This window comes from Mesorhizobium sp. LHD-90, from assembly GCF_030929505.1.
In the GTDB taxonomy this organism is placed as follows: Bacteria; Pseudomonadota; Alphaproteobacteria; order Rhizobiales; family Rhizobiaceae; genus Kumtagia.
This window is the reverse complement of record NZ_JAVFVV010000003.1, coordinates 367,795-390,809: the sequence shown is the minus strand read 5'-3', so window position 1 is coordinate 390,809 and position 23,015 is coordinate 367,795. Positions and strand designations below refer to the sequence as shown.

General features: G+C 65.2%; 23 protein-coding genes. 11 read left to right on the top strand and 12 right to left on the bottom strand.

Annotated features, from left to right (window positions below):
* Positions 1 to 722: 722 nt before the first annotated feature.
* Positions 723 to 878 (top strand): lipoprotein, encoded by a 156-nt coding sequence (locus RB623_RS05880; protein ID WP_308055829.1) that lies wholly within the window; start codon positions 723 to 725, stop codon positions 876 to 878.
* Between the two features lie 26 nt (positions 879 to 904).
* Here the strand turns inward: RB623_RS05880 and RB623_RS05875 are convergent, their stop codons facing one another.
* Positions 905 to 1,813 (bottom strand): PhzF family phenazine biosynthesis protein, encoded by a 909-nt coding sequence (locus tag RB623_RS05875; protein WP_308055828.1) that lies wholly within the window; start codon positions 1,811 to 1,813, stop codon positions 905 to 907.
* Positions 1,814 to 2,054: 241 nt separating this feature from the next.
* Here RB623_RS05875 and RB623_RS05870 point away from each other — a divergent pair, with 241 nt between their 5' ends.
* From RB623_RS05870 to RB623_RS05860, 3 genes are read left to right on the top strand one after another with little or no spacing between them, the layout of a single operon-like run.
* Positions 2,055 to 3,341 (top strand): efflux RND transporter periplasmic adaptor subunit, encoded by a 1,287-nt coding sequence (locus tag RB623_RS05870; RefSeq protein WP_308055827.1) that lies wholly within the window; start codon positions 2,055 to 2,057, stop codon positions 3,339 to 3,341.
* Complete coding sequence (locus RB623_RS05865; RefSeq protein WP_308055826.1) at positions 3,341 to 4,048, top strand: ABC transporter ATP-binding protein; 708 nt, start codon at positions 3,341 to 3,343, stop codon at positions 4,046 to 4,048. The genes RB623_RS05870 and RB623_RS05865 overlap by 1 nt, the downstream gene beginning before the upstream one ends.
* Entirely contained in the window at positions 4,048 to 5,256 is a 1,209-nt protein-coding gene (locus RB623_RS05860) for an ABC transporter permease (protein WP_308055825.1), read from the top strand. Before RB623_RS05865 ends, RB623_RS05860 begins: the two co-directional genes overlap by 1 nt.
* A gap of 3 nt (positions 5,257 to 5,259) precedes the next feature.
* Here RB623_RS05860 and RB623_RS05855 read toward each other — a convergent pair whose 3' ends face one another.
* Positions 5,260 to 5,973, bottom strand: a complete 714-nt coding sequence (locus tag RB623_RS05855) for a hypothetical protein (protein WP_308055824.1) — start codon at positions 5,971 to 5,973, stop codon at positions 5,260 to 5,262.
* Positions 5,974 to 5,984: 11 nt separating this feature from the next.
* Positions 5,985 to 7,097 carry an endonuclease/exonuclease/phosphatase family protein gene (locus RB623_RS05850; protein ID WP_308055823.1) on the bottom strand — a complete coding sequence of 371 codons (1,113 nt, stop codon included), beginning with the start codon at positions 7,095 to 7,097 and terminating at the stop codon, positions 5,985 to 5,987.
* Positions 7,098 to 7,252: 155 nt separating this feature from the next.
* Between RB623_RS05850 and RB623_RS05845 the strand changes: the two genes are divergently transcribed.
* Entirely contained in the window at positions 7,253 to 7,879 is a 627-nt protein-coding gene (locus tag RB623_RS05845; RefSeq protein WP_308055822.1) for a BA14K family protein, read from the top strand.
* A 112-nt stretch (positions 7,880 to 7,991) separates the two neighbouring features.
* Here RB623_RS05845 and RB623_RS05840 read toward each other — a convergent pair whose 3' ends face one another.
* The 4 genes from RB623_RS05840 to RB623_RS05825 all read right to left on the bottom strand — a co-directional run bounded on the left by RB623_RS05840 (position 7,992) and on the right by RB623_RS05825 (position 11,241).
* Positions 7,992 to 8,282, bottom strand: coding sequence for a PilZ domain-containing protein (locus RB623_RS05840; RefSeq protein WP_308055821.1), 291 nt, complete (start codon positions 8,280 to 8,282; stop codon positions 7,992 to 7,994).
* Between the two features lie 134 nt (positions 8,283 to 8,416).
* Positions 8,417 to 9,436, bottom strand: coding sequence for a ketol-acid reductoisomerase (gene ilvC / locus RB623_RS05835; RefSeq protein WP_308055820.1), 1,020 nt, complete (start codon positions 9,434 to 9,436; stop codon positions 8,417 to 8,419).
* A 34-nt stretch (positions 9,437 to 9,470) separates the two neighbouring features.
* Entirely contained in the window at positions 9,471 to 10,115 is a 645-nt protein-coding gene (locus tag RB623_RS05830) for a TetR/AcrR family transcriptional regulator C-terminal domain-containing protein (RefSeq protein WP_308055819.1), read from the bottom strand.
* A 718-nt stretch (positions 10,116 to 10,833) separates the two neighbouring features.
* Complete coding sequence (locus RB623_RS05825) at positions 10,834 to 11,241, bottom strand: helix-turn-helix domain-containing protein (RefSeq protein WP_308055818.1); 408 nt, start codon at positions 11,239 to 11,241, stop codon at positions 10,834 to 10,836.
* Positions 11,242 to 11,353: 112 nt separating this feature from the next.
* Here RB623_RS05825 and RB623_RS05820 point away from each other — a divergent pair, with 112 nt between their 5' ends.
* Entirely contained in the window at positions 11,354 to 12,238 is an 885-nt protein-coding gene (locus RB623_RS05820) for an NmrA family NAD(P)-binding protein (RefSeq protein WP_308055817.1), read from the top strand.
* A gap of 12 nt (positions 12,239 to 12,250) precedes the next feature.
* On the opposite strand, the gene RB623_RS05815 is transcribed toward RB623_RS05820, so the two are convergent.
* Entirely contained in the window at positions 12,251 to 13,156 is a 906-nt protein-coding gene (locus RB623_RS05815; protein ID WP_308055816.1) for a LysR family transcriptional regulator, read from the bottom strand.
* Between the two features lie 102 nt (positions 13,157 to 13,258).
* On the opposite strand from RB623_RS05815, the gene RB623_RS05810 reads away from it, so the two are divergent.
* Positions 13,259 to 14,452, top strand: a complete 1,194-nt coding sequence (locus RB623_RS05810; RefSeq protein WP_308055815.1) for an MFS transporter — start codon at positions 13,259 to 13,261, stop codon at positions 14,450 to 14,452.
* A gap of 29 nt (positions 14,453 to 14,481) precedes the next feature.
* Positions 14,482 to 15,519: an aldo/keto reductase gene (locus tag RB623_RS05805; protein ID WP_308055814.1), complete on the top strand. Its 1,038-nt coding sequence runs from the start codon at positions 14,482 to 14,484 to the stop codon at positions 15,517 to 15,519.
* Between the two features lie 73 nt (positions 15,520 to 15,592).
* Here the strand turns inward: RB623_RS05805 and RB623_RS05800 are convergent, their stop codons facing one another.
* Positions 15,593 to 17,497: a potassium transporter Kup gene (locus RB623_RS05800; RefSeq protein ID WP_308055845.1), complete on the bottom strand. Its 1,905-nt coding sequence runs from the start codon at positions 17,495 to 17,497 to the stop codon at positions 15,593 to 15,595.
* Between the two features lie 114 nt (positions 17,498 to 17,611).
* Positions 17,612 to 18,352: a pyridoxine 5'-phosphate synthase gene (locus RB623_RS05795; protein ID WP_308055813.1), complete on the bottom strand. Its 741-nt coding sequence runs from the start codon at positions 18,350 to 18,352 to the stop codon at positions 17,612 to 17,614.
* A gap of 111 nt (positions 18,353 to 18,463) precedes the next feature.
* On the opposite strand from RB623_RS05795, the gene RB623_RS05790 reads away from it, so the two are divergent.
* Positions 18,464 to 18,853 carry an STAS/SEC14 domain-containing protein gene (locus tag RB623_RS05790; protein ID WP_308055812.1) on the top strand — a complete coding sequence of 130 codons (390 nt, stop codon included), beginning with the start codon at positions 18,464 to 18,466 and terminating at the stop codon, positions 18,851 to 18,853.
* 3 nt (positions 18,854 to 18,856) lie between these two features.
* Here RB623_RS05790 and RB623_RS05785 read toward each other — a convergent pair whose 3' ends face one another.
* On the bottom strand, positions 18,857 to 19,984 hold the full coding sequence (locus RB623_RS05785) for an ATP-dependent RecD-like DNA helicase (RefSeq protein ID WP_308055811.1): 1,128 nt from the start codon (positions 19,982 to 19,984) through the stop codon (positions 18,857 to 18,859).
* Between the two features lie 225 nt (positions 19,985 to 20,209).
* On the opposite strand from RB623_RS05785, the gene RB623_RS05780 reads away from it, so the two are divergent.
* Entirely contained in the window at positions 20,210 to 20,902 is a 693-nt protein-coding gene (locus tag RB623_RS05780; RefSeq protein WP_308055810.1) for a gamma-glutamylcyclotransferase, read from the top strand.
* Between the two features lie 6 nt (positions 20,903 to 20,908).
* Here RB623_RS05780 and RB623_RS05775 read toward each other — a convergent pair whose 3' ends face one another.
* Complete coding sequence (locus RB623_RS05775) at positions 20,909 to 22,189, bottom strand: MFS transporter (RefSeq protein WP_308055809.1); 1,281 nt, start codon at positions 22,187 to 22,189, stop codon at positions 20,909 to 20,911.
* 70 nt (positions 22,190 to 22,259) lie between these two features.
* Between RB623_RS05775 and RB623_RS05770 the strand changes: the two genes are divergently transcribed.
* Positions 22,260 to 22,892 carry a TetR/AcrR family transcriptional regulator gene (locus RB623_RS05770; protein WP_308055808.1) on the top strand — a complete coding sequence of 211 codons (633 nt, stop codon included), beginning with the start codon at positions 22,260 to 22,262 and terminating at the stop codon, positions 22,890 to 22,892.
* Positions 22,893 to 23,015: the final 123 nt, after the last annotated feature.

The window sequence follows — 23,015 nt, the reverse complement described above, 5'->3', positions numbered from 1 at the left end:
CCAAATGAGCGATGATCCGCTCATCAGCCTGCCAGCCATGGCGCGCTGATCGTCCCGGCCCAACGCCGGAGAGCGCGGCGACCAACGCCGTCAGCTACACCACTCCCAGGGACACGATCGGCAGTGGAACGGGATAGAGCCCAAAGTCGCCGGCGGGCGCGGAAGCTGCGCCATATTATCAAGTCTGTGAGGCAAGGTTTTTGCGCCCGCTTCCCGGACTACCTCCCGAAAGGGAGCATTCTCTCAACAATGGCCAGGGCCGAAGGGCAGCGTGGTAACGGGGAAGGTTTTGACGGTGCCGCCTGATTTCATCTCGCTCCAAAAGGTTCCAGCAGGCGTGGGCTGCGATGTCGGCGCTCAGGCGGTACAGCCGCCGAGTGCATCTCACCTCCGCGCCTGCAATCCCCGCGACAATGTGCACAGCAGGCATGCAAATTTGAACATTGCCGAATCGGCGGGCATTTCGTATTTATTGGGTGTCGGCCATCTCCTCCTCCCAGATGTGGTGCCGACGCTGAAAGCGGCGAACCTCCTCCCTCGCCGCAATCAAATCGAGCCCGCTGCCACCTCCTCCCGGCAGCGGGCTTTTTTCTTGGTCCGGTGCCGCAGCATGCCCGCCGCACCCCGACGGGTGAGGGACGCATCGCTCGCCGTCAAGGCTGCGCCCCTCCCCTCGCCTGGGCATGCGCCCCGTGTTATGAGCGGGCCTCCGAAACGGGAAGATGCGGATGCGGCGATTGCTCTTGACCACGCTCACCCTGGTGCTGCTGGCCGGCTGCCAAAATTCCGGCACGCGCGGCATCGATCCGGCGGAATGCGACCCCCGCGCCACCGACAGCGGCAGGTGCGTGCCCGGAGAACTCCCGCCCGAGGAGTGAGCGGCTTCGGTCAGGAGCCGGCCTGCTCAGGCGAAAAGCGTTCCTTCCGCCACCTTGACGGCCTGGCCGCCGATGCGCGCCGCTTCGATCTCGCCCTGCGCCGTATCGATCTCCAGCCTGATGCGCGAGGGCCGGCCCATTTCGATTCCCTGCTCGATCCAGTACTGCGACGAGCCGTCGACCGGCCTGTCGAAACGCACGATGGCGCCAGCAAAGGCCGCTGCCGCGGAGCCCGTCGCCGGATCCTCGTAGGACGGGTTGCCCGGCACGAACATGCGCGCATGGAAGGCGGTGTCGTGGTGGATCGTCTCGCGGCAGTAGACATAGGCCGACGCCACCGCGCTGCCGCTCTTCGCCGGCGAAATCTCCATCCAGGCGGCGTTGTCGAAACGCACCTTGGCGGCGATGTCCAGGCCTGAAACCGGCACCGCCACGTAAGGAACGCCGGCGGTCCAGCAGGAAACCCTGTGATTTTCGAAGCCGATCTCGTGCGGTCCGAGACCGAGCGCTGAGGCAACAATGGCGGGATCGACCGAAAACGGCACCGGTTCCGGCAGTTTTGCGAGCGCGAATTCGGCAAAGGCCACGCCGTCGACATGACCGACGGCGCAGCGCACCGGCCCGATGTTTTCCTCCAGCACGAAGATCGACGGCGCGGCGCTGCCCGACAGGTCGGCAAGGGCGATCGCCGTGCCGACCGTTGGATGGCCCGCGAAAGGCAATTCGTAGTTCGGCGTGAAGATGCGCACCCGCGCCTTGTGGCGGGAATCTTCCGGCGGCAGCACGAAGGTCGATTCCGACAGGTTGAATTCGCGGGCGATGCGCTGCATGCCATCCGTATCCAACCCGTCGCAGTCGAGCACCACGGCCAGAGGATTGCCGGTCAGCGCCTCGCTGGTGAACACGTCGTAGACCACGTAACGGCGGCGTTTCATCGTGCAACTCTCCGGTCACCCCAACATGAGCGAAATTTAACTTGAAAGTGCTCCGCCTCTACATGACCTGTCGAGGTGAAGGGATTTTTCGGATCGGAATCAGCGCCATGGCCGGGGGTAGCCGTCCGCGGAGCATCTAGAGGGCTGCAATCGGACGTAATACGCCGGCAGCTTGCCTCGCGACGTGGATATTTCCTTTGGCCATAACGATGTTTACGATCACGCATGAAAAGGGTCCCTGATGGACCAGATTGTCAATCGGCCACGCGCCGGCAACTCGTCATCCATCGATGTGCTCGACCTCGGCGGGCGCGGCGGTTTTCGCTGGGGGCGGTTGGCGCGGCGTGCGCTGGTCGCGCTGGCGGTCCTGGCCGCGCTGTCCGGCGTCGCCTACTGGTGGACCGGCCCGTCGCGGGCTCCGGTCTCCTTCACCACCGTGCCGGCAACGCGGGACGACCTGGTCGTCGAGGTTTCCGCCACCGGCACGCTGCAGCCGCTGATTCAGGTGGATATTTCCAGCGAGCTTTCCGGCGTGGTGCGCTCCGTCGCGGTCAACGAGAACGACACGGTGAAAAAAGGTGATGTGCTGGCCGATCTCGACACGGTGCGCATCGCTGCCAACGTCGATCGCGCCGAGGCGTCCTTGAAGGTTGCTGAGGCGCAAGTCGGCCAGGCCGAGACGACGCTGACGGAAGCCGAGCAGACGCTGACCCGCGCCCAGCAACTGTCCAACCGCGGCATGGTCGCCCAGCAGGCGCTGGACACCGCGCTCGCCGCCCGCGACCGGGCCTCGGCGGCCGTCGCCGTCGCCAAGGCCAACATCGCCATCGCCCAGGCGGAGTTGAAGCTCCAGGAAGCCGACCTCCAGAAAAGCAGGATATACGCGCCAATCGACGGCATCGTGCTTACCCGTTCGGTCGATCCCGGCCAGACCGTCGCCTCGTCGCTGCAGGCGCCTGTGCTTTTCGTCATCGCAGCCGATCTGAAGAAGATGGAGTTGAAGGCGGCGATCGACGAGGCCGACATCGGCGCGGTGAAACCCAGCCAGCAGTCGCGCTTCACCGTCGACGCCTTTCCCGACCGCCCCTTCGACGCCGAGATCCGCGACATCTCCTTCGCTTCGGTGACGACCGAGGGCGTGGTCACCTATGACGCCCGCCTCGATGTGGAAAACGACGAACTGCTGCTGCGTCCCGGCATGACCGCAACCGTCGCCGTGGTGACCCGCGAGGCCAAGAACGTGCTGACCGTGCCCAGCGCTGCCTTCCGCTACAGCCCGCCGCAGCAGGCGAGCGAAAGTGGCTGGAGCCTGCAAAGACTGTTCATGCCGCGCATGGGCCGGCCGCGCGCCAACCGGCCGCAGGTGCGCGAGGCGGACGGCCTGCGCACGCTTTATGTGCTGCGCGACGGCCAGCCGGAGGCGGTGCGTGTCAAGACCGGCTCGACCGACGGTGAGAACACCGAAATCCTGTCAGGCCTGTCGGCGGGCGACCAGGTGATCACCGGCGCCCGCGAGGCGCGGCGCTGATGGCCGCCGACGCAACGCTCATCCGCTTCGACAAGGTCTGGAAGACCTATGGCAAGGGCGAAGCAAAGGTGCATGCGCTGGCCGGCGTGTCGTTTTCCATTGCCCGCGGCGAGTTCGTGGCGATCATGGGTCCGTCCGGGTCGGGAAAATCGACGGCGATGAACATCGTCGGCTGCCTCGATACGCCGACCGGCGGCCGCTACGATTTCCTCGGCACCGATGCCGGCGCGCTCGACCGGGGAAGGCGCGCAACGCTGCGCAACCGCCATATCGGCTTCGTTTTCCAGGGCTACAACCTCCTCGCCCGCACCACGGCGGCCGAGAATGTGGAACTGCCGCTGATCTATCGCGGCGTGCCGGCATCCGAGCGGCGGAAACTGGCGATGCGAGCGCTGGCGGAAGTGGGCCTCGAAGGCCGCGAGCACCACACGCCGGCTGAACTCTCCGGCGGACAGCAGCAGCGCGTGGCGATCGCCCGCGCCATCGTCACGCGGCCGACGCTGCTGGTCGCCGACGAGCCGACCGGCAATCTCGATACCGCTCGCAGCCATGAGATCATGGACCTCTTGACGCGGCTCAGCGAGGAATTCGGGCTGACCATCGTCATGGTCACGCACGAGCAGGATGTGGCCGGCTACGCGCACCGGATCATCGGTTTCCTCGATGGCCATGTCGCCTCGGACCGGCTCAAGGCGGAGGCCGCCTGATGTTGCTCGAAACCGTCCGTCTCGCCCTGCGTTCGGTGCGCCGCAACGTGCTGCGCTCCTTCCTGACTCTGCTCGGCATCGTCATCGGCGTCGCCGCCGTCATCGCCATGGTCACCATCGGCAGCGGCACAACCGAGAAGGTGAAGTCCGACATATCGCGGCTGGGCAGCAACCTGCTCGTGGTCCGCGCCGCCCGGCCCGACCGCTCCGGCTCGACATCGTTCACGCCGCGAAAACTCGACGAGAAGGACATGGCCGGCCTGGTCAAAGGGCTGGCGACGGCGCGCGCCGTCTCGGCCGAGGCGCAGAGCACAGTACGTGTCGTTTTCGGGGCGCAGAACGTGTCGGCCAGCGTCAGCGGTACCGACACCGACTATTTCATCGCCCGCGACTGGGACGTGGCGCTGGGCCGTGTCTTCACGGAGTCGGAAGTGCGCGGCGGCACCAATGTCTGCGTGATCGGCCAGACGGTGCGCGGCCTCTTCTTCGGCGCAGGAGATCCGGACGGCCAGTCGATCCGCGTCGCCAAGACGAGTTGCCGCGTCATCGGCGTGCTGGAGAGCAAGGGCACCTCCGGTTTCGGCCAGGACCAGGACAATGTGGTGCTGATGCCGCTGCTCTCCTTCCAGCGCCGTATCGCCGGCGACCGCGACATCGATACGATCTACGTGTCCGCGACAGAGGGCGTGCCTACATCGGGCGTGCAAGAGGAGATCGAGACGATCTTGCGCGAGACCCGCCGCATCGCGCCGGGCGCCGACGACAATTTCGACGTACGCGACATGACTCAGATCGCCGACGCGATGGCCAGCGCCACAGCCACCATGACCGGCATGCTTGGCGCGGTTGCCGGCGTCAGCCTGCTGGTCGGCGGTATCGGCATCATGAACATCATGCTGGTGTCGGTCACCGAGCGCACGCGCGAGATCGGCATCAGGCTCGCCATCGGCGCGCATGAGCGCCACATCCTGATCCAGTTCCTGGTGGAGGCGACTGTGCTGTCGCTGCTCGGCGGGCTGATCGGCATCGCTATCGGCCTTGCATTGGCCGGAGCCGCGTCACTGGCACTGTCGATTCCCTTCGCGCCGAGCCTCGCCGTCATCCTGCTTGCCGTCGGCTTCTCGGCGCTGATCGGCATGGTGTTCGGCTTCTTCCCGGCGCTGCGCGGCGCGCGCCTCGACCCGATCGTGGCGCTCAGGCACGAATGAGGCTTACTTGCCGCCGAAATGCCAGTCGATGAAGGCCTTCATGTAAGGCATTGCGCCCGGCGGAATGTCGTCACGGCCACGGATGATCACTGCTTCTTCGATTTCGGACTGTGCCTGTGCCTTCACGTATTCGGCGACGCGCGCCGCGACGCGGTCGGCCGTTTCACCGAGATGATAGCGCCGGAACGCGACAGACGCGCCGTCCTGGGAGAAAAGCAGGTAGTCTGCTTCGTGCTGAACGGCGGAAATGTCGAGGCCGGTCTCCTCGCGCACCTCGCGCACCATGTTGCCTTCGGCGTCGACCAGGCCGTCGGCATCGACGTCCGTCGGCTCGAAGGAACCGGCGGCGAAATAGACGCGGCCGGGATTTGCAGTATGTGCGGCCATGCGGATGGCCACCAGCGCCCCGTCGCTGCAAACCAGGGCGGCGTGGGCGAAGGCGTGCTCAGCCCCAGTCGGACGGTGGTCCCGCCAGTAGAGCAGAGTCGCATAATGCACCGCATGGCAACGCCCCGCCAAAACCCCGCCGGTATAGGTGAGTTCGGAGAGCAGCACGGTGCGACCGTCGAAAAGCGCCGGATTGGCGGAAACCTCGCGCCGCCAGTTGGCTTCGATCGCCTCCGCGTTCTCGATCTCCCAGGGATGCTGCCCGGGATCGAGCCGCACCTCGATCCGGGAAACCGGCACCAGCCGGCCACGGGGGAGGTCGAATGTCATGGGCGCGTCCATCATGCCATGTCCAGCGTCACGGCCACGGGACAATGGTCGGACGCCTTGGGCCTGTCCCAGCCGATACGCGGGAACCGCTCCACCTCCTGGCCCGGCGGAAAGATCGTACGCCACGGCTGGCCGCCGCGGACGATGTCCGGCACGGCGGTGGCGTTGCGCTTCGCCAGCCATGGCGACAGCAGCAGGTAGTCGAGCTGGCACAGATGCCGTTCCTGCGGCCCGCGCGTGTGATAGAGGGTCCAGCGTTCAAGCTCGGGCCGACGCTCGACGATGTTTTCGGCAAAACCGTCGGCAAGCAGGACGTCGAGCGCCGAGCCGGTTTCGTTCACCACGGTGAAATCGAAGCCGGGCTCAGCCTCGCCGCCGATGACGATGCGCTGGCGATAGTCGTTCAGATCGCCGCAGATAACCCAGCGCTTGGACGCGGCGTGGTCCTTGCCGAAGCGGGTTTCGATGATGTGCCGGACGGCAAGCGCCTCGGCCCGGCGCACCGGCATGGTCGCGTCGCGCCCCGGAATGCCGTCGCGCGGGCCGCCCATCGATTTGAAATGCACGGCATAGACGGTGAGCGGCTGTCCGCCGATGCGCAGGTCGATCTCCAGGCAGTCGCGGCGGAAGATGCGCTCATGCGGCTCGATGCCGAGCGCCGCGAGTTCGGGCGTGTGCAGGCCGAGTTCGCCGAAGGTGAGAGGCGCGTGGCTGTTCATGCGGACGAACTCGATCGGCTGGCCGTCACGGGTATGGTCGCGGGTCATCACCGCCACGTCGATGCCGCGCGAATCGTTGCCGGCAGTGGTGAATTTCTGGCGGTAGCCCTGCCCCACCATCTTGAACAGATAACCGTATTCGAAGGCCTTCAGCGCCTCGATATTGTCGACTTCCTGCAAGCAGAGGATGTCGGCGCGCGTGGCCGCGATGGCAAGCGCCGTCAACTGACGCGTGTCGTCGGTGTGGGCGACGGTGCGCGCCTGCTCCAGCAGCCTGTATTCGGCCTCGTCGCGAATGTGGAACAGCGCCAGCGTGCGGTCCTGCTGCAACTGGTTGCGGTAGCCGGAGAAATCGAACCTGTTCATCAGGTTTTCGACGTTGAAGGTGGCAAGGCGAAGCGACATGGTCCGCTTGTGCCCGCTAGCAGGAGCGAAGACAAGCCCGGCGCACGACCGCCAAGGGAACCGGCGCCGTTCATGCAGCGTTCATCGGAAAAATCCTACGATGTCACGGTGGACATGCAGGGGTGGCGGGCAGCTCGCTTTTTTGGAGATCGGAGATGATTACCGCATTCTCTACCCTTGCGCGCGCGGGCGTGATTGCGCTCGGCGTGCTCACCGGCGTTACGGGCGGCGCGTCCTCGGCGCCGATCGGGCCGGTCGTTCCGCAGTCGCCGGCCGCAAGCACGGGGCTTGCCGTCGTGCCGGTCGTCGAAGGCGAGTTCCGAGGAGGAACGAACCCAATCTATCGCAATTGGCGTGGCGGCGGCCGCCAGTGGCGCGGCAACCGCGAGTGGCGCGGCGGCCGCCATTGGCGTGGCGACGATGGATGGCGCGGAGGAAATCGCCATTGGCGTGGCGATCGCGAATGGCGACGCGACCGGTACTGGCGGGGCGATCGTGGATGGCGGCGTGATCGCCGCTGGGCGCGCCGGAACTATTGGCGCGACAATTACCGCTACGGTTCCGGCATCTATCTGGGCTTTGGCGTTCCCTATTACGGCGCGCCCTACTACGGCTACGCCGATCCGGGCTACTATGCCGCTCCGAGGTATTATCGCGCGCCGGTGAGGGCCAACTCGCATACCCAGTGGTGCTACGCCCGCTATCGCAGCTACCGCGCCTACGACAATACCTTTCAGCCCTATTACGGCCCGAGGCGGGAGTGCATTTCGCCGTTCATCTGACGGCATGCTGATCGAGATTGGCCGGGCCGACGCAGTTTCCCCTTTCTGCGCCGGCCCGTTGCGTTGACCACCGACACCCCCGCTGGCCAGTCGGTCAACGCTAGTCCGGGCATCAATCGAGCGAGACACCCAGTGCGGTTACACTGCGCCAGCGGACGGTCGCCTTGCGGGCCCTTTCTTCGCCGGACATCAGAAGGTCGAAATGCGATGGGATCGCAGAGGTGTCGCCGAAGACCAGGCGAGCTCCGCTTTCCGAAACGTTGCGTACGACGCATTCGAATGCGCCGTAGCCCTTGTTGAAGGTCAGCCGCGCGCCCTTGAACACGCGCCGGCGATCTTCCTGTCTCCGGTCGGCGAAAACCTCGCCGTCGATGCCAATGGACTTCTCGACAATAGGTGTCACGGCACAACCTCCTCGACTGCTGGAGGTTGAGCAAGAACCGCGCCACACTCGCAATGTACTGAAATGAGACACTTCAAAAAGAAGCGGCCCCGGTCGGATGACCTGGGCCGCTTCGTTCGACGGAGCTGGAATGCTCAGTTCTTGGCCTTGTCGACCAGCTTGTTCTTGGAAATCCACGGCATCATGCCGCGCAGCTTCTCGCCGACCTGCTCGATCTGGTGAGAATCGTTCATGCGGCGGATGCCCTTAAAGCGAGCGAGACCTGAGCGGTATTCCTGCATCCACTCGCTGGTGAACTTGCCGGTCTGGATGTCCTTGAGTACACGCTTCATCTCGGCCTTGGTCTCGGCGGTGATGATGCGCGGGCCCGACACATACTCGCCCCACTCGGCGGTGTTGGAGATCGAATAATTCATGTTGGCGATGCCGCCCTCATAGATCAGGTCGACGATCAGCTTCACTTCGTGCAGGCACTCGAAATAGGCCATTTCGGGTGCGTAGCCGGCTTCCACCAGCGTCTCGAAGCCGGCGCGGATCAGTTCGACCAGGCCGCCGCACAGCACCACCTGCTCGCCGAACAGGTCGGTCTCGCACTCTTCCTTGAAGTTGGTCTCGATGATGCCGGAGCGGCCGCCGCCGACGCCGCAGGCATAGCTGAGGCCGAGGTCGAGCGCGTTGCCGGAAGCGTCCTGGTGGACCGCGACCAGGCACGGCACGCCGCCGCCCTTCTGGTATTCGCCGCGCACGGTGTGGCCCGGCCCCTTCGGCGCGACCATCAGCACGTCGACCGAGGCCTTCGGCTCGATCAGGCCGAAATGCACGTTGAGGCCGTGGGCGAAGGCGATCGCCGCGCCGTCGCGGATGTTCGGCGCGATCTCGCCCTTGTAGATGTCGGCCTGAAGTTCGTCGGGCGTCGCCATCATCATCAGGTCGGCCCACTTGGCAGCGTCGGCCACCGACATGACCTTCAGGCCGTCGGCCTCCACCTTCTTGGCAGTCGCCGAGCCGGCCTTGAGGCCGATCGCGATGTCCTTGACGCCGGAGTCCTTCAGGTTGAGCGCATGCGCCCGGCCCTGGCTGCCATAGCCGATGATGGCGACCTTCTTGCCTTTGATGAGATTGAGATCGGCGTCGCGATCGTAATAGACACGCATGTCGTTTCCTTCCCGTTGAAGATGATGGCCGCCTTCAGCGGCCGGCCTGTGCTCCGTAGAGAGCGAGAAACTGCCGCGTCGCCTCGCTCGCATCGCGAGCGATCTCGGCGGCAGTCAATTTCAGCCGGTCGCCGAGCAGCAGCCGGATCTGAACGTCGCGGGCAACCAGCCCGAAAAAGCTGCGAAACGCCGTCTCGGCGTCATCGAAGGCAAGCAGGCCGGCGTCGCGCCCGGCCTCCAGCACCGGCTTCAGCCGTGCGGCCAGCGCGAAACGGCCGTTCTCCAGCACAATCGCGCCGAGATTGGTCTTTGCCGTGCCGGCATGGCCGACAGCGACGCGGTTCAGCGCGATCGAAGTCTTTGAGGAGATCACCGTCAGCCAGTCGGAGGCGAAACGCTCGAGGCTGTTGGTGAGCGAAAACAGCGCGATCGGCTCGCCGCCAAGCGGCTGGACGCGGACATGCGAGGCCTGCCAACGCACCGTCGCCGTCAGCAATCCGTCACGATCGCCGAACCATTTATAGAGCGTTTCCTTGGAGCACGAGGCGCGCCGCGCCACTGCGGTCATGGTCAGCGCATCGCCCTCCTCGACCAGCAGCGCGAGTGCTGCATCGAGGACCGCCTTCTGGCGGTCGGTCGGCGCTTCGCTGCTCTGGGTCTCTGGGGCGATGTGCAACACGCGTCTTTCCGCTTGTGCCGGTCGGTCGACAGGAACCGTACCGTACGTTACGGTTCCCTATGCTGCGAAATCCGCGCGAAAGCAAGTGCCACGCTGCGAAAAATCCGCCCTGGCCATTGAGTGGAAATCTCCCTTCCGGGAGGTGGGAAACGGGGCGCAGGGCCGAGCCTCTCAAAATATAAAACGTGGCGCGAACCCTGCGCCCCGCCGGCGTTCTTGCCCGATCGCTGATACCGCTCACTCGATCCGGAGCGTGTCGTCGCGATCTGGGGCCCGGGTCTCGAGGCTCTCGCCAAGCCGCGCACCGTTACGCGGCCACCCCGGCGCCGACGCCCTCCCTGATACCCGGTGCGCACCAGGTTCCCGCGAGAGCGATGAGCACATTATGTGGGAGCCTGAAGCAGGAGGGATAAGTCGCGCCGTTTTTTTATCGGGAAGCGCCCGCGTCGAAGACGCACTACGTGCGATTTCAATGCGTTAACGAGAAAAAGGCTGGTGTCGGTAAAGAAAAAAGGTGGCGGGGCGAATATTTTATCCCCTTTTTGCACCAGCACGTACGCTCCGCTCGTCGCTGCGCGACCCCGGAAAACACCATCTTCACCTCACCCCTACCTGAATCTCAACAGGTATCGGCGCTTTGCGAGTTGCGTGCCGATCTATGGCGATTGTGTCAGGCAAGACCGCCAGGCTGGCGGTTGGCGAATTTTGATCTCTATCGTCAAGTGCCGGAATCAAAAACGGTGCGCGCCTTGCGGACGTTGTCGTGGTTGAGTTCCGCCCACTGGATCAGCCGCTGCAGCGGTTCGAACATCGAACGGCCGAGATCGGTAAGGCTGTATTCGACGCTAGGCGGCTTGGTCGGAAACACTTCGCGATGCACATAGCCGTCGCGCTGCAGATCGTGCAGCGTCTGTGTCAGCATGCGTTGCGAAATGTCCGGCACCAGCCTGCGCAACTCGCCGAAGCGATAGGGCTGTTCGGCCAGCGCCATCATCAGCAGCGAGTTCCATCGCCCGCTCAGGGTGTGGATGACGTCGCGCACCGGGCAGTTGGCCAGCCCCGCACCGCCGCTTTCGGCCCTATAAATCTCCAGCTTGGTGCGCAGATTGGCCTGCCTTGCGTCCATCGATGGTTCCCTGCCTGTGCCTACCTCCCGAAAAACTGCCTTCTTTACAGTCTTCGGTCAAACCATAATTTAGTGCTGATCTCAAAAAGAGACCATCAATCAGGACTGCACGATGACCGACACGATCTTCATCACCGGCGCCTCCGGCCATCTCGGCAGGGCCGTCATCCATCACCTGCTGGAACGCGGCGTCGCGCCGTCGAAAATCATCGCCGGCACCCGCGATCCGGACAAGATCGCCGACCTGGCCGCCAGGGGCGTTGTCGTCCGCGCCGCGGATTTCGACGACAAGCCCGGCCTGGTCAAGGCGTTTGCAGGAGCGCACACCATCCTGATCGTCTCGACCGATGCGCTGGACGGCGCCGGCACCCGCCAGCGGCAGCACAGCACCGCCGTGGAGGCCGCCGTCGAAGCCGGCGCAAAACGCCTCGCCTACACCTCCCTGCCGGTGCCGGAAACCTCGAAGGTCAGCTTCGCGCCCGACCATCTGAACACAGAGAAGGCGGTGAAGGCGACCGGCCTCCCCTATCTCCTCTTCCGCGACAACTGGTACCAGGAGAACCTGTTCAGGGCGCTCCCGCACGCTTTTGCAGGCGGCCAGTGGTACACGTCGGCCGGCGCGGGCCGCACCGCCTATGTCGCGCGCGACGACATCGCCGCGGCGATCGCCGGCGCGATTGTGAATTGGCCGACGCAGAGCACCACCTACACGCTGACCGGCACCGAAGCGCTGACCAACGAGCAGATCGCAAAACTGGCGAGCGCCGCCGTCGGCAAGCCGCTTCAGGTCGTCGACCTGACGGACGAGCAACTGGCCGGCGGCATGAAGGCGGCTGGCTTGCCCGAGGCGATCATCCCTACACTGGTATCCTTCGACACGGCCACGCGCGCCGGCGACCTTGCGCTGGTCACCGGCGATGTCGAAGCGCTCTCCGGCCGCAAATCGAAGCCGTTGAAGGTTTTTCTTGAGGAGAACAAGGCGGTCCTCGGCGCCTGACCGGCGGCTGGTTCAAACCCGCACCCGTTCCACCAGAAAATCGAGGAAGGCGCGCACCCGCGACGGCAGGTGCCCGCCCTGCCCTACGAAGATGGCGTGGATCGGGTCGGTGTCGCCCGGATTGAACTCTTCCAGCACAGGCACGAGCCGGCCGGCCTCGATGTCCTGCCGGAGATGGAATTCTCCGAGCCGGGCGATGCCCAACCCGGCCAGCGCCAGCGCGCGCATCGCCTCGCCGTCGCTCACCAGCGCGTTGCCCAGCGGCGGCACATAGATCACCTCGCCCGCTTCGTCGCGAAACGGCCAGCCTTCGATCAGCCGCGTGAAACAGAAGCCTAGCCGGTTGTGCTTCGCAAGATCGGCCGGCGTTGGCGGTTCACCGTGGCGCTCCAGATAGGCCGGCGACGCCACCACGACACTCCGCGATTCGCCCAGCTTGCGGGCGAGCAGCCGCGATTCGCGCAGCGGCCCGACCCTTATCGCCACGTCGGCCCGCTCTTCCAAAAGATCGACGACCGCGTCGGTCAGCGCCACGTCGATGCTGACACCCGGATGGCGGGCCAGAAAATCCGGCACCAGCGGCAGCAGATAGTGCAGCCCGAAGGCGATGTTGGAGTTCACCCGCAGCCGGCCGCGCGGCGAGGCGCCGGAGGCCGCCTCGCGCTCCGCCGTGTCCATCTCGCTCAGGATGCGCGCCGCCCGGTCGTGGAAGGCGACGCCTTCCGGCGTCAGTTGCAGCTTGCGCGTCGAGCGGTTGATCAGCCGCACGCCGAGCCGTCGTTCCAGCCGCGCCACCAGCTTGCTGACCGCCGAAGGCGTCATGCGGAAATCGCGCGCCGCGGCGGAGAATCCGCCCAGTTCCACCACGCGCGAAAACACTTCCATCTCGCCGGAGCGGTTGACGTCGAGGCGCGCCATGGTGAATTCAACTCACAAGTGATGTTCCGTTCGGCAGGCTAGTTCATCGAACTTCCGATGTCCACTTTCAGGCGCGACACAGCTTCTCGGAAAGGCCAAATCGTGCCCTTTGCCCTTTATGCCCTCACCGCCGGTGCCTTTGGCATCGGCGTCACCGAATTTGTCATCATGGGCCTGCTGCTCGAAGTCGGCGCCGATCTCGGCGTGTCGATCTCGGCGGCGGGCCTGCTGATCTCCGGCTACGCGCTGGGCGTCGTCGTCGGCGCGCCGCTGCTCGGCGCCATCGCCGGCCGCTGGTCGCGAAAGACACTGCTGATGGGCCTGATGGTGGTCTTCACCCTCGGCAATCTCGCCTGCGCGCTGGCGCCGGACTATTGGACGCTGATGGCGGCGCGCGTGCTCACCGCCTTCGCGCACGCCTCCTTCTTCGGCGTCGGCTCGGTGGTCGCCACCGGCCTGGTCGCGCCGAACCGCAAGGCGTCGGCCATCGCCATCATGTTCACCGGCCTGACCGTCGCCAACATTCTGGGCGTTCCGTTCGGCACCTGGCTCGGCCAGGCCTATGGCTGGCGCTCCACCTTCTGGGCGGTCACTCTGGTCGGCATCGTCGCCTTCGCCGTCATCGCGCTGCTGGTGCCGCGCGACGAGCCGGGGCCGCGCCAGGCATCGTCGGAAAACGCGCTTGCCGTGCTCGCCCGCCGGTCCGTCCTGCTCGGGCTGCTGACCACGGTGCTCTCCTGGGTCGGCGTCTTCGCCGCCTTCACCTACATCGCGCCGATCCTGACGCAGGTAACCGGCTTTTCGGAAAGCGCGGTCTCGCCGATCCTGTTGGTGTTCGGCGCCGGGCTGGTCGCCGGCAATTTGCTCGGCGGAAGACTGGCCGACCGCTGGCTGGTGCCGGCCATGCTCGGCAGTCTCGCAGCGCTGGCGGTCGTCCTGTTCGCCATGACGTTCGCCATCCATCAGCCGGCCGCCGCGGTCGTCGCCGTCGGCCTGTTCGGCGCGGCCGCCTTCGCCACCGTGCCACCGCTGCAGATGTGGCTGCTGGAAAAGGCCGACGGCACCGGCCAAGGTCTTGCGTCCAGCTTCAACATCGCCGCCTTCAACCTCGGCAACGCCATCGGCGCGTGGCTGGGCGGCGCGGTCATTGACCACGGACCGGGCCTCGGCGCAGTCCCCTGGGTCGCCGGCATCGTGCCGGTCGCCGCCCTCGGCGTCGCGCTATTTACCGCCCGGCTAGACAGACGCAGCACCAGCATCGACGTATCTCCCGCGCTGCCCTGCCCGGCAGAATGAATTCACCAACCCTTTCAGGAGCCATCACCATGGAATACCGCAATCTCGGCGCCTCCGGTCTCAAAGTGCCGGTGCTCAGCTTCGGAGCCGGCACCTTCGGCGGCTCCGGCCCGCTCTTCAGCCACTGGGGCACGACCGACGTCGAGGAAGCCCGCCGCCTTGTCGACATCTGCCTCGAGGCCGGCGTCACCCTGTTCGATACCGCCGACGTCTATTCGAACGGCGCATCGGAAGAAGTGCTCGGCGAGGCGATCAAGGGCCGGCGCGACGCCGTGCTGATCTCGACCAAGGCCGGCCTGCCGACGGGCGACGGGCCGAACGACTGGGGTTCCTCGCGCTCGCGGCTGATCGCTTCCGTCGAGGCCGCGCTGAAGCGGCTCGGCACCGACTACATCGACATTTTCCAGTTGCACGCCTTCGACGCCTCGACACCGGTCGAGGAAGTCGTCTCGACGCTCGACCGTCTCGTGGCTGACGGCAAGCTGCGTTACATCGGCGTCTCGAATTTTTCCGGCTGGCAGATCATGAAGTCGCTCGCCGCCGCCGAAAAACACGGCTGGACCCGTTATGTCGCCAACCAGGTCTACTATTCGCTGGTCGGCCGCGATTACGAATGGGACCTGATGCCACTTGGAAAGGACCAGGGACTCGGCGCGCTGGTCTGGAGCCCGCTCGGCTGGGGCCGCCTGACCGGCAAGCTCGGCCGCGGAAAATCGCTTCCGCAAGGCAGCCGGCTGCACGAGACGGCCGGTTTCGGCCCGCCGGTAGATGACGAGCTGCTGTATCGCGTCGTCGATGCTTTGGAACAGGTCGCGACTGAGGCCGGCAAGACTGTTCCGCAGGTGGCGATCAACTGGCTGATCCAGCGGCCGACAGTCTCATCAGTCATCATCGGCGCGCGCAACGAGGAGCAGCTCCACCAGAATCTCGGCGCGGTCGGCTGGTCGCTGACGAAGGAGCAGATCGAAAAGCTCGACGCGGCCAGCGCCGTCACCGCGCCCTACCCGCATTTTCCCTATCGGCGGCAGGAAGGTTTTGCCCGCCTGAACCCGCCGCTTGCCGGATGACGTCCTGAAAAGAAGCAGATTGGTCCGCGACGGAATCGGTCAGCGTGGCGCGGCGCGAAACAGGCGCCGCGCCTCAGACCGCGACCTGCGTGCCGATCTCGACCACCCGGCCGGTGGGGATCTGAAAATATTCGGTGGCGTCGGATGCGGTGCGGGCCAGCCCGATGAACAGCTTGTCCTGCCAGCCCGGCATGCCGGAATTCGGTGACGGCTTGAGCGAACGCCGCGACAGGAAGAACGAGGTCGTCATGATGTCGAACTTCCACCCGTGCTTGCGACAGATTGCCAGCGCCTTGGGAACGTTCGGCCGCTCCATGTAGCCGAAGGTCAGGGTGATGCGCATGAACAGTTCGTTGACCGTCTCCAGGCTGACCCGCTCGTCATCGGGCACGAATGGCTGCGGCGCCGTCACCACGGTGAGGATGACGTTCTGCTGGTGCAGCACCTTGTAGTGTTTCAGGCTGTGCATCATCGCCGTCGGCGCGCTCTGCGGGTCGCTGGTCAGGAAGACGGCCGTGCCGGGCACCAGATGCGGCGGTTTCTTGGCGATGTTGGCGGACAGGAAATCGAGCGGAATCTCGTTCTTGCGTGTCTTCTCGAACAGTTGGCGCGAGCCGCGCACCCAGGTGGTCATGACCAGCACCACGGCGATCGCCACCACCAGCGACGCCCAGCCGCCGTCGAAAACCTTCACGATGTTGGACGCGAAGAAGCCGACATCGATGATGGCGAAGACGACGGTCAGCCCGACCGCCCAGGCGAGTGGCCATTTCCAGATGCGCGTCATCACCACATAGAGCAGGATCGTGGTCATCAGCATGTTGCCGGTGACGGAGATGCCATAGGCGGAAGCGAGTTCGCTCGATTCGCCGAAGCCAACCACCAGCGTCATCACCACCAGCGCCAGCAGCAGGTTGACGCGCGGCAAGTAGATCTGGCCGGATTGCGTCTTCGACGTATGCTGGATCTGGAAACGCGGCAGAAGATTGAGTTGCACTGCCTGGCGTGTCAGCGAAAAGGCGCCGGAGATGACAGCCTGGCTGGCGATCACCGTGGCTGCGGTGGCCAGAACGACCATCGGCACCAGCGTCCACCCCTGGTTCATCTCGAAGAACGGATGGCCTATCCTGTCTCCGTGCGCGAGCACGAAGGCGCCCTGCCCGAAATAGTTGAGCAGCAGGCAGGGAAAGACGATAGCCAGCCAGGCGAGCACGATCGGCCGCCGGCCGAAATGGCCGAGGTCGGCGTAGAGCGCCTCGGCGCCGGTCACTGCGAGGAAGATCGCGCCGATGGTGACGAAGGCGACATCCGGCGAGCGGATGAGGAACAGGACGCCCTCGACTGGATTGAGCGCCCACAGGATTTCCGGATCGTGGATGATGTACATCAGGCCGGACAGGCCGATCGCCAGAAACCAGACGGCAGTGATCGGCCCGAACACTGTCGCCACGCGCCCGGTGCCGAAGCGCTGCACCGAAAACAGCACGGCCAGGATGAACAGCGTCAGCGGCACGACGAACGGATCGAAGGCCGGCGTGACGACTTTCATGCCCTCCACCGCCGACAGCACCGAGATCGCCGGCGTGATCACCGCGTCGCCGTAGAACAGGCCTGCGCCGAGGATGCCGACGATCAGGATGAAATTCGAGCGGTTGGTGAAGCTTGAGCGTGCCAGCGCCATCAGCGACAGCGTGCCGCCCTCGCCGCGATTGTCGGCCTTGAGCACGAAGCTGATGTATTTGACGGTGACGATGATGGTCAGCGCCCAGACGATCAGCGACAGCACACCGAAGACGTTGTCGCGCACCGGCAGGCCATCGCCCGCCGAGGCCATCAACGCCTCGCGGAATGCGTAGATCGGGCTTGTGCCGATGTCGCCATAGACGACACCGAGCGCTCCCAGCATGAGCACCCGCGTATCAAGCGAGTGCTCGCTGGCGACCGGAGATGACTTCACGTCCTCCGCTGAGCCTTCCATGGCCATCTATTCGGCGTCTCCGGCGAAAACGGGCGGTGCTCTACGCCTGCTGCACTGCAATAGCAACTGCCGGAAAGAGATAGCGCACAATTAGCCTTTGCCGATAGGCCAATCCTACCAGCCGCAAGCGGCGAGGAAACGCCTGACCGTCTCGCGCATGCCGAACTCCAGCGCATCCGCAGTGATGGCATGGCCGATGGAGGCTTCGGCAGCCCGCGGGATGCGCTTCACCAGCGCCGGGAGGTTGGCAACGGTGAGGTCGTGGCCGACGTTGACGTCGAGCCCCGCGCCAAACGCCGCATCCGCGGCTTTTCCCAGTCTTTCCAGCTCCTTGGCAGCTTTTTCGGAATCGGAATGGCAACTTCCGTAGGGGCCAGTGTAGAATTCGACGCGATCGGCGCCGAGGCTGCGCGCGATGTCCATGCCGGCCGGATCGGGATTGGCGAACAGCGACACACGCATGCCCTTGCGTTTCAGCCGCTGCACGATCGGCCGCAGGAAATCCGCCTGTTCCGCGAAATCCCAGCCGTGGTCGGACGTCGCCTGCGACGGATCGTCCGGGACCAGCGTCACCTGCTCGGGCTCGGTCTGCTCGACCAGGGCGAGGAAGCCCTCGTCGGGATAGCCTTCTATGTTGAACTCGGCCTTCGGAAACTCGTCGTCGATCAGCGCGCGAATTTCCGGCAGGTCGGTGAAGCGGACATGCCTCTGGTCGGGCCGGGGATGCACCGTCAGCCCGTGCGCGCCGGCGGAAAGCGCGATGCGGCCGAGCCCCGTCACACTGGGCCAGGGCAGGTCGCGGCGGTTGCGCAGCATGGCGATGGCGTTGAGGTTCACGGAAAGTCTGATGGGCATGGTCTCGTTCTCGCACGGGGTCGTCGGCACGACCCCTACAGCCCGAAAGGCTGGAACGGAAAGCGGATTTTTGTGTTCAGGACAATCAGGAGTGATGAGGGAGAGCCCGCCATGAACATGCTCGAATCCGTTCCGGCTGTCCGCCGCATCGACACCGGCCGCCGCGACCTGCACGCCTTCGACATCGTCGGCCACGTAACGGCGGCCGACGTGGAAAACCTGTTCGGCTTGCTGGAGGCCGCCTGCGCCATCGACCCGCGTATCGACGTGCTGCTGCGCGTTGTCGATAATGAAGGCGTCGACTGGCGGGAGGTCTCGCCCGACACGATGAAGCAGGGCAAGGCGCTCGCCTCGGAACATGTCAGGCGCTGTGCGCTGGTGGGCGACCGCGCCGCGCTTGCGGCCACTCACGGCGTTTTCCTCAACGCCAGGCCTGTCGAATTCAGAGAATTTGCACCCGAGGACGAAGATGGCGCCTGGGACTGGCTCGAGGGCGAATGACGCTCACCGCACCACCGTCAGCCGCTCCGCCGCGCGGGTGATCGCGGTGTAGAGCCAGCGTTCGCGCGTGTCCTTGAAGGCCCAGCTTTCGTCGAACAGCACGACGTCGTTCCACTGCGAGCCCTGCGCCTTGTGCACGGTCAGCGCATAGCCGTAGTCGAAATCGTCGAACCGCTTCTTCTGCTGCCACGGGATTTCGGCGTCCGGATCCTCGAACGCCGCCTTCAGCAACTTGATCTTGGCGACGCCGCGGTCCGGATCGTCCTCTTCGGGTGAGACCAGAAGGTTGATCCCCGGCTTCACGGTCTCGCGCGCCGAGGTCATCACCTTCCACAGCGAGCCGTTGAGCAGGCCCTTGTTCGGATCGTTGCGCAGGCAGACCAGCTTGTCGCCGGCCTGCGGATAATCGGCGGTAAACCCCTTCAGCTCGCGCAATCGCTTGTTGTAGCGTTTTCGCGTCCGGTTGGTGCCGACCAGCACCTGGTCGGCCTTCATGACGAGGTCCTGTGTCACCTCCTCGCGGCCGATCACCTGCGCGGTGCCGTAGTTGCCCTTCATGAACTCCCTACCCTCGCGCACGTCGAGCGCAAGGCGGATGATCGGATTGTCTCGCGCCTGCCGGTGGATCTCCGTGAGCAGGAAGTCGGGCTCGTGCTCGGTGAAAAAGCCGCCGCCCGAGATCGGCGGCAACTGGCCGGGATCGCCCAGCACCAGGATCGGCGTGCCGAAACTCATCAGGTCGCGGCCAAGCTGCTCGTCGACCATCGAGCATTCGTCGACGACGACCAACTTGGCGCGCATGATCGGGCTCTGCCGGTTGAGCGAGAAGGTCGGCGACATCGACGTCTTGCCCGTCGCCTCGTCGGCCACCGCCTCCTCGCCGCGCGGACGGTAGATCAGCGAGTGGATGGTACGGGCGTTGGTTGCGCCCTTGGAGCGCAGCACCTGTGCCGCCTTGCCGGTGAAGGCGGCGAACTGCACCTGCCCGTCGACGTGTTCGGCGAAATAGCGGGCAAGTGTCGTCTTGCCGGTGCCGGCATAACCAAACAGGCGGAAAATCTGCGGCCGGCCGGACTTCAACCAGCGCGCCACAGCCTGAAGCGCCTCGTCCTGCTGCGGAGAAAATTCCATTGGCCTGAAAGAGAGGATTCGAAAGCACTTCGCAAGGCCAGATTGGCAAGCCAAGCCCGGAATGAGAACATACAAAGAACAGACACACGGCGCAAGCATCGCAAGCCGGCACTTCCCAAACTCCGATCCCGAAATCCGTCGCCCCGAGATGGTCTTGAGCCGCGCCGGAAAGGCGCTAGTCTGTGCTTGGATAGGGGAATTTCCGGTTTGGCCCGGAGCAAGACGATGGCGCTTACGCCGGAACTCGTGGCGCTGTGCGAGCGCGTCGTGGCCGATCCGGGGCCTGAGGCCGGCTTCATCGAACTGACCGACCAGGAAATCGGCGATACGGCCGCAAGGCTCGACTCCGAATGCGGCGGCCGGCCGCTCTGGATCTTCGCCTACGGCTCGCTGATCTGGAAGCCGGTGTTCGACCCGGTCGAGGCACGCCGCGCCACCGCTTACGGCTGGCACCGCTCCTTCTGCATGGACATGCGGCGATGGCGGGGTTCCAGCGAGCAACCGGGACTGATGATGGCGATCATGCGCGGCGGCACATGCCACGGTGTCGCCTATCGCCTGCCGGAGGAGAGCCGCAGGCAGGTGCTTCATGACATGATCTGGCGCGAAACCAGCTATCCCGAGGATCTCGCCTCGATCCGCTGGCTCGAGGCGGAATCCGATCAGGGCAAAGTCAGGGCGCTCAGCTTCTGGGCCGGCCCGAAAGGCAGTTTTATCCTTGGCCGGCTACCGCCCCAAGAAGCCGCCCGGCGCATCGCACGCGCCTGCGGCCATATCGGCTCCAACGCCGCCTATCTCTACAACACCGTGCTGAAGCTCGGCGAATTCGGCATCCGCGACCGCAATCTGTGGCGGCTGCAGGAACTGGTGGCCGCCGAGATCGCGGAAATGGCCAGGCTACGCCAAGCTGCGGAATGAAACCGCTCATGCCGCCTGCGGCTCGCCGAACTCCTCGCGGCGCGTCGGCACGATCAGCAGCGAGAGCGCCGCGGCGGCGATCGCGGTCATGCCGGCGATCTGGAAGGCGAGGTCGTAATTGCCCTGCAGCTCGCGCATGAAGCCGCCGAAGAACGCGGCGGCGGCAGCACCAACCTGGTGGCCTGCCATGATCCAGCCGAACACCATCGGCCCGCTGCGGTCGCCGAATGCCTGGTTGGAAAGCTTCAGCGTCGGCGGCACGGTGGCGATCCAGTCGAGCCCGTAAAACACCGCAAACACCGCCAGTGCCCATGGCGAGAAGCCGGACAGCGGCAGGTAGATCAGCGCCAGGCCGCGAATGCCGTAGTAGATGCCCAGCAGCTTTCGCGCGTCGAAACGGTCGGTGAGCCAGCCGGAAAAGGTCGTGCCAATCAGGTCGAAGATGCCCATCATGGCGAGCAGCCCCGCCGCCTGCACCTCCGCAATGCCCATGTCGCTGCAGAAGGCGATCAGATGCGTGCCGACGAGGCCGTTTGTGGTGAAGCCGCAGATGAAGAAGGTGGCGAACAGATACCAAAAGACGCGCGTGCCCGCCGCCTTGCGCAGCGTCGACAGTGTATGCACCAGGAAGTTGCTCGTGGCCGCGGCGGCTTCGGGCTCCGGCCCTTCCGCGCCGTAGCGGGTCAGGCCGATCGAGGACGGCCGCTCCGGCACCAGCAGCCATACCAGCGGTATCAGCGCGGCAGTGGCGATAGCCACGGTGATCGCCACCGGCTGCCAGCCGCCCCATTGCGACAGCGCCGCCAGCACCGGCAGGAAAACCAGCAGGCCGGTCGCGGCACTTGCCGACATCAGCCCCATCATCAGGCCGCGATTGGTCTTGAACCAGCGGTTGACGATTGTGGCGCCGAGCACGGTGGCGACGGCGCCCGAGCCGACGCCGGACAGCACGCCCCAGGTCGCCACGAGGTGCCAAGGCTCGGTCATCAGCAGGCTGAGCGCCGTCGAGCCGGACATGATCAGCAGCGCCGCAAGCAGCGTCCGCCGCAGGCCGATGCGATCCATGAGTGCGGCCGCGAAGGGGCCCGCAAGGCCGTAGATGAAGATGCCGACGGCGGCGGCGAATGAGATGACGTCGCGCCGCCAGCCGAACGCATCCTCCAGCGGCACCATCATCACCGACATGGACGAGCGCAGGCCGGCCGCGATCAGCAGGCAGAGGAAGATGACGCCGACCACCACAAAAGCGTAGCGCTGGCCGAAGGGACGCGAATTTGCTATTGCCATGTGACTCACCGGTACGTATCTTGCTGCTTGATACGTACCGTTCAGTAACATTGTCAAGCGACCTGAAGCGATGGACGACGAAAAAATCCCGGAAACGCCCTCGGCATCCGACGGCGGCCGCCACAGCCCGCGCGCGGCGGACCGGATTTTGGATACGGCGCGCCGGCTCTTCTATCTGGAAGGCATCCGCGCCATCGGCGTCGACGAGATTGTCAGGCAGGCCGGCGTCACCAAGCCCAGCCTCTATCGTAGTTTCGCTTCAAAAGACGATCTCGCCGCGTCCTATCTGAAAGTCTACGATCAGGAATTCTGGAAACGTTTTGACGCTTCGGTCGCGGCCCATCCAGGCGACCCGCACCGGCAGATTCTTGCGTTCCTGTCGGGCGTCGGCGAACGTGCCGTGATGGAAGGCTATCGCGGCTGTGGCATGACCAATGCGGCGGTCGAATATCCGGAGCCCAACCACCCGGCCCGCGCCGTCGGCGAAGCAAACAAGCGGGAACTGCGCCGCCGCCTGCGCGAGATGGCGTCCGGCATGGGCACGGACGACCCCGACACTCTCGGCGACGGGCTGCTGCTGCTTATCGAGGGCGCCTATATCAGCGGGCAGTTGTTCGGGCCGGGCGGCCCGGCGGCTTCGGTGGCGCGGAATGCTGACCTGCTGATTGAAGCGAGTGTCGAGCCTTCCAGCCCTTCCCGTTGATTGGGTGCGTCCTTCGAGGCTCGCCCGCCAAAGATGTATGCTTGAATTTCAGCGCTTCGCGGGCTCGCACCTCAGGATGAGGAAGGTTTGCGCCTGCGACGCCCACCTTGGACGCCGGAGCCA

What these genes read in the sequence shown, in the direction of transcription:
- RB623_RS05820 (WP_308055817.1), top strand. Translation starts at nt 11,354, where the DNA reads ATGACCGACACGATCTTCATCACCGGCGCCTCCGGCCATCTCGGCAGG.
- RB623_RS05800 (WP_308055845.1), bottom strand. Translation starts at nt 17,497, where the DNA reads ATGGAAGGCTCAGCGGAGGACGTGAAGTCATCTCCGGTCGCCAGCGAG.
- RB623_RS05865 (WP_308055826.1), top strand. Translation starts at nt 3,341, where the DNA reads ATGGCCGCCGACGCAACGCTCATCCGCTTCGACAAGGTCTGGAAGACC.
- RB623_RS05855 (WP_308055824.1), bottom strand. Translation starts at nt 5,973, where the DNA reads ATGACATTCGACCTCCCCCGTGGCCGGCTGGTGCCGGTTTCCCGGATC.
- RB623_RS05775 (WP_308055809.1), bottom strand. Translation starts at nt 22,189, where the DNA reads ATGGCAATAGCAAATTCGCGTCCCTTCGGCCAGCGCTACGCTTTTGTG.
- RB623_RS05795 (WP_308055813.1), bottom strand. Translation starts at nt 18,352, where the DNA reads ATGCCCATCAGACTTTCCGTGAACCTCAACGCCATCGCCATGCTGCGC.
- RB623_RS05880 (WP_308055829.1), top strand. Translation starts at nt 723, where the DNA reads ATGCGGATGCGGCGATTGCTCTTGACCACGCTCACCCTGGTGCTGCTG.
- RB623_RS05875 (WP_308055828.1), bottom strand. Translation starts at nt 1,813, where the DNA reads ATGAAACGCCGCCGTTACGTGGTCTACGACGTGTTCACCAGCGAGGCG.
- RB623_RS05815 (WP_308055816.1), bottom strand. Translation starts at nt 13,156, where the DNA reads ATGGCGCGCCTCGACGTCAACCGCTCCGGCGAGATGGAAGTGTTTTCG.
- RB623_RS05805 (WP_308055814.1), top strand. Translation starts at nt 14,482, where the DNA reads ATGGAATACCGCAATCTCGGCGCCTCCGGTCTCAAAGTGCCGGTGCTC.
- RB623_RS05785 (WP_308055811.1), bottom strand. Translation starts at nt 19,984, where the DNA reads ATGGAATTTTCTCCGCAGCAGGACGAGGCGCTTCAGGCTGTGGCGCGC.
- RB623_RS05850 (WP_308055823.1), bottom strand. Translation starts at nt 7,097, where the DNA reads ATGTCGCTTCGCCTTGCCACCTTCAACGTCGAAAACCTGATGAACAGG.
- RB623_RS05780 (WP_308055810.1), top strand. Translation starts at nt 20,210, where the DNA reads ATGGCGCTTACGCCGGAACTCGTGGCGCTGTGCGAGCGCGTCGTGGCC.
- RB623_RS05845 (WP_308055822.1), top strand. Translation starts at nt 7,253, where the DNA reads ATGATTACCGCATTCTCTACCCTTGCGCGCGCGGGCGTGATTGCGCTC.
- RB623_RS05790 (WP_308055812.1), top strand. Translation starts at nt 18,464, where the DNA reads ATGAACATGCTCGAATCCGTTCCGGCTGTCCGCCGCATCGACACCGGC.
- RB623_RS05825 (WP_308055818.1), bottom strand. Translation starts at nt 11,241, where the DNA reads ATGGACGCAAGGCAGGCCAATCTGCGCACCAAGCTGGAGATTTATAGG.
- ilvC (WP_308055820.1), bottom strand. Translation starts at nt 9,436, where the DNA reads ATGCGTGTCTATTACGATCGCGACGCCGATCTCAATCTCATCAAAGGC.
- RB623_RS05870 (WP_308055827.1), top strand. Translation starts at nt 2,055, where the DNA reads ATGGACCAGATTGTCAATCGGCCACGCGCCGGCAACTCGTCATCCATC.
- RB623_RS05770 (WP_308055808.1), top strand. Translation starts at nt 22,260, where the DNA reads ATGGACGACGAAAAAATCCCGGAAACGCCCTCGGCATCCGACGGCGGC.
- RB623_RS05860 (WP_308055825.1), top strand. Translation starts at nt 4,048, where the DNA reads ATGTTGCTCGAAACCGTCCGTCTCGCCCTGCGTTCGGTGCGCCGCAAC.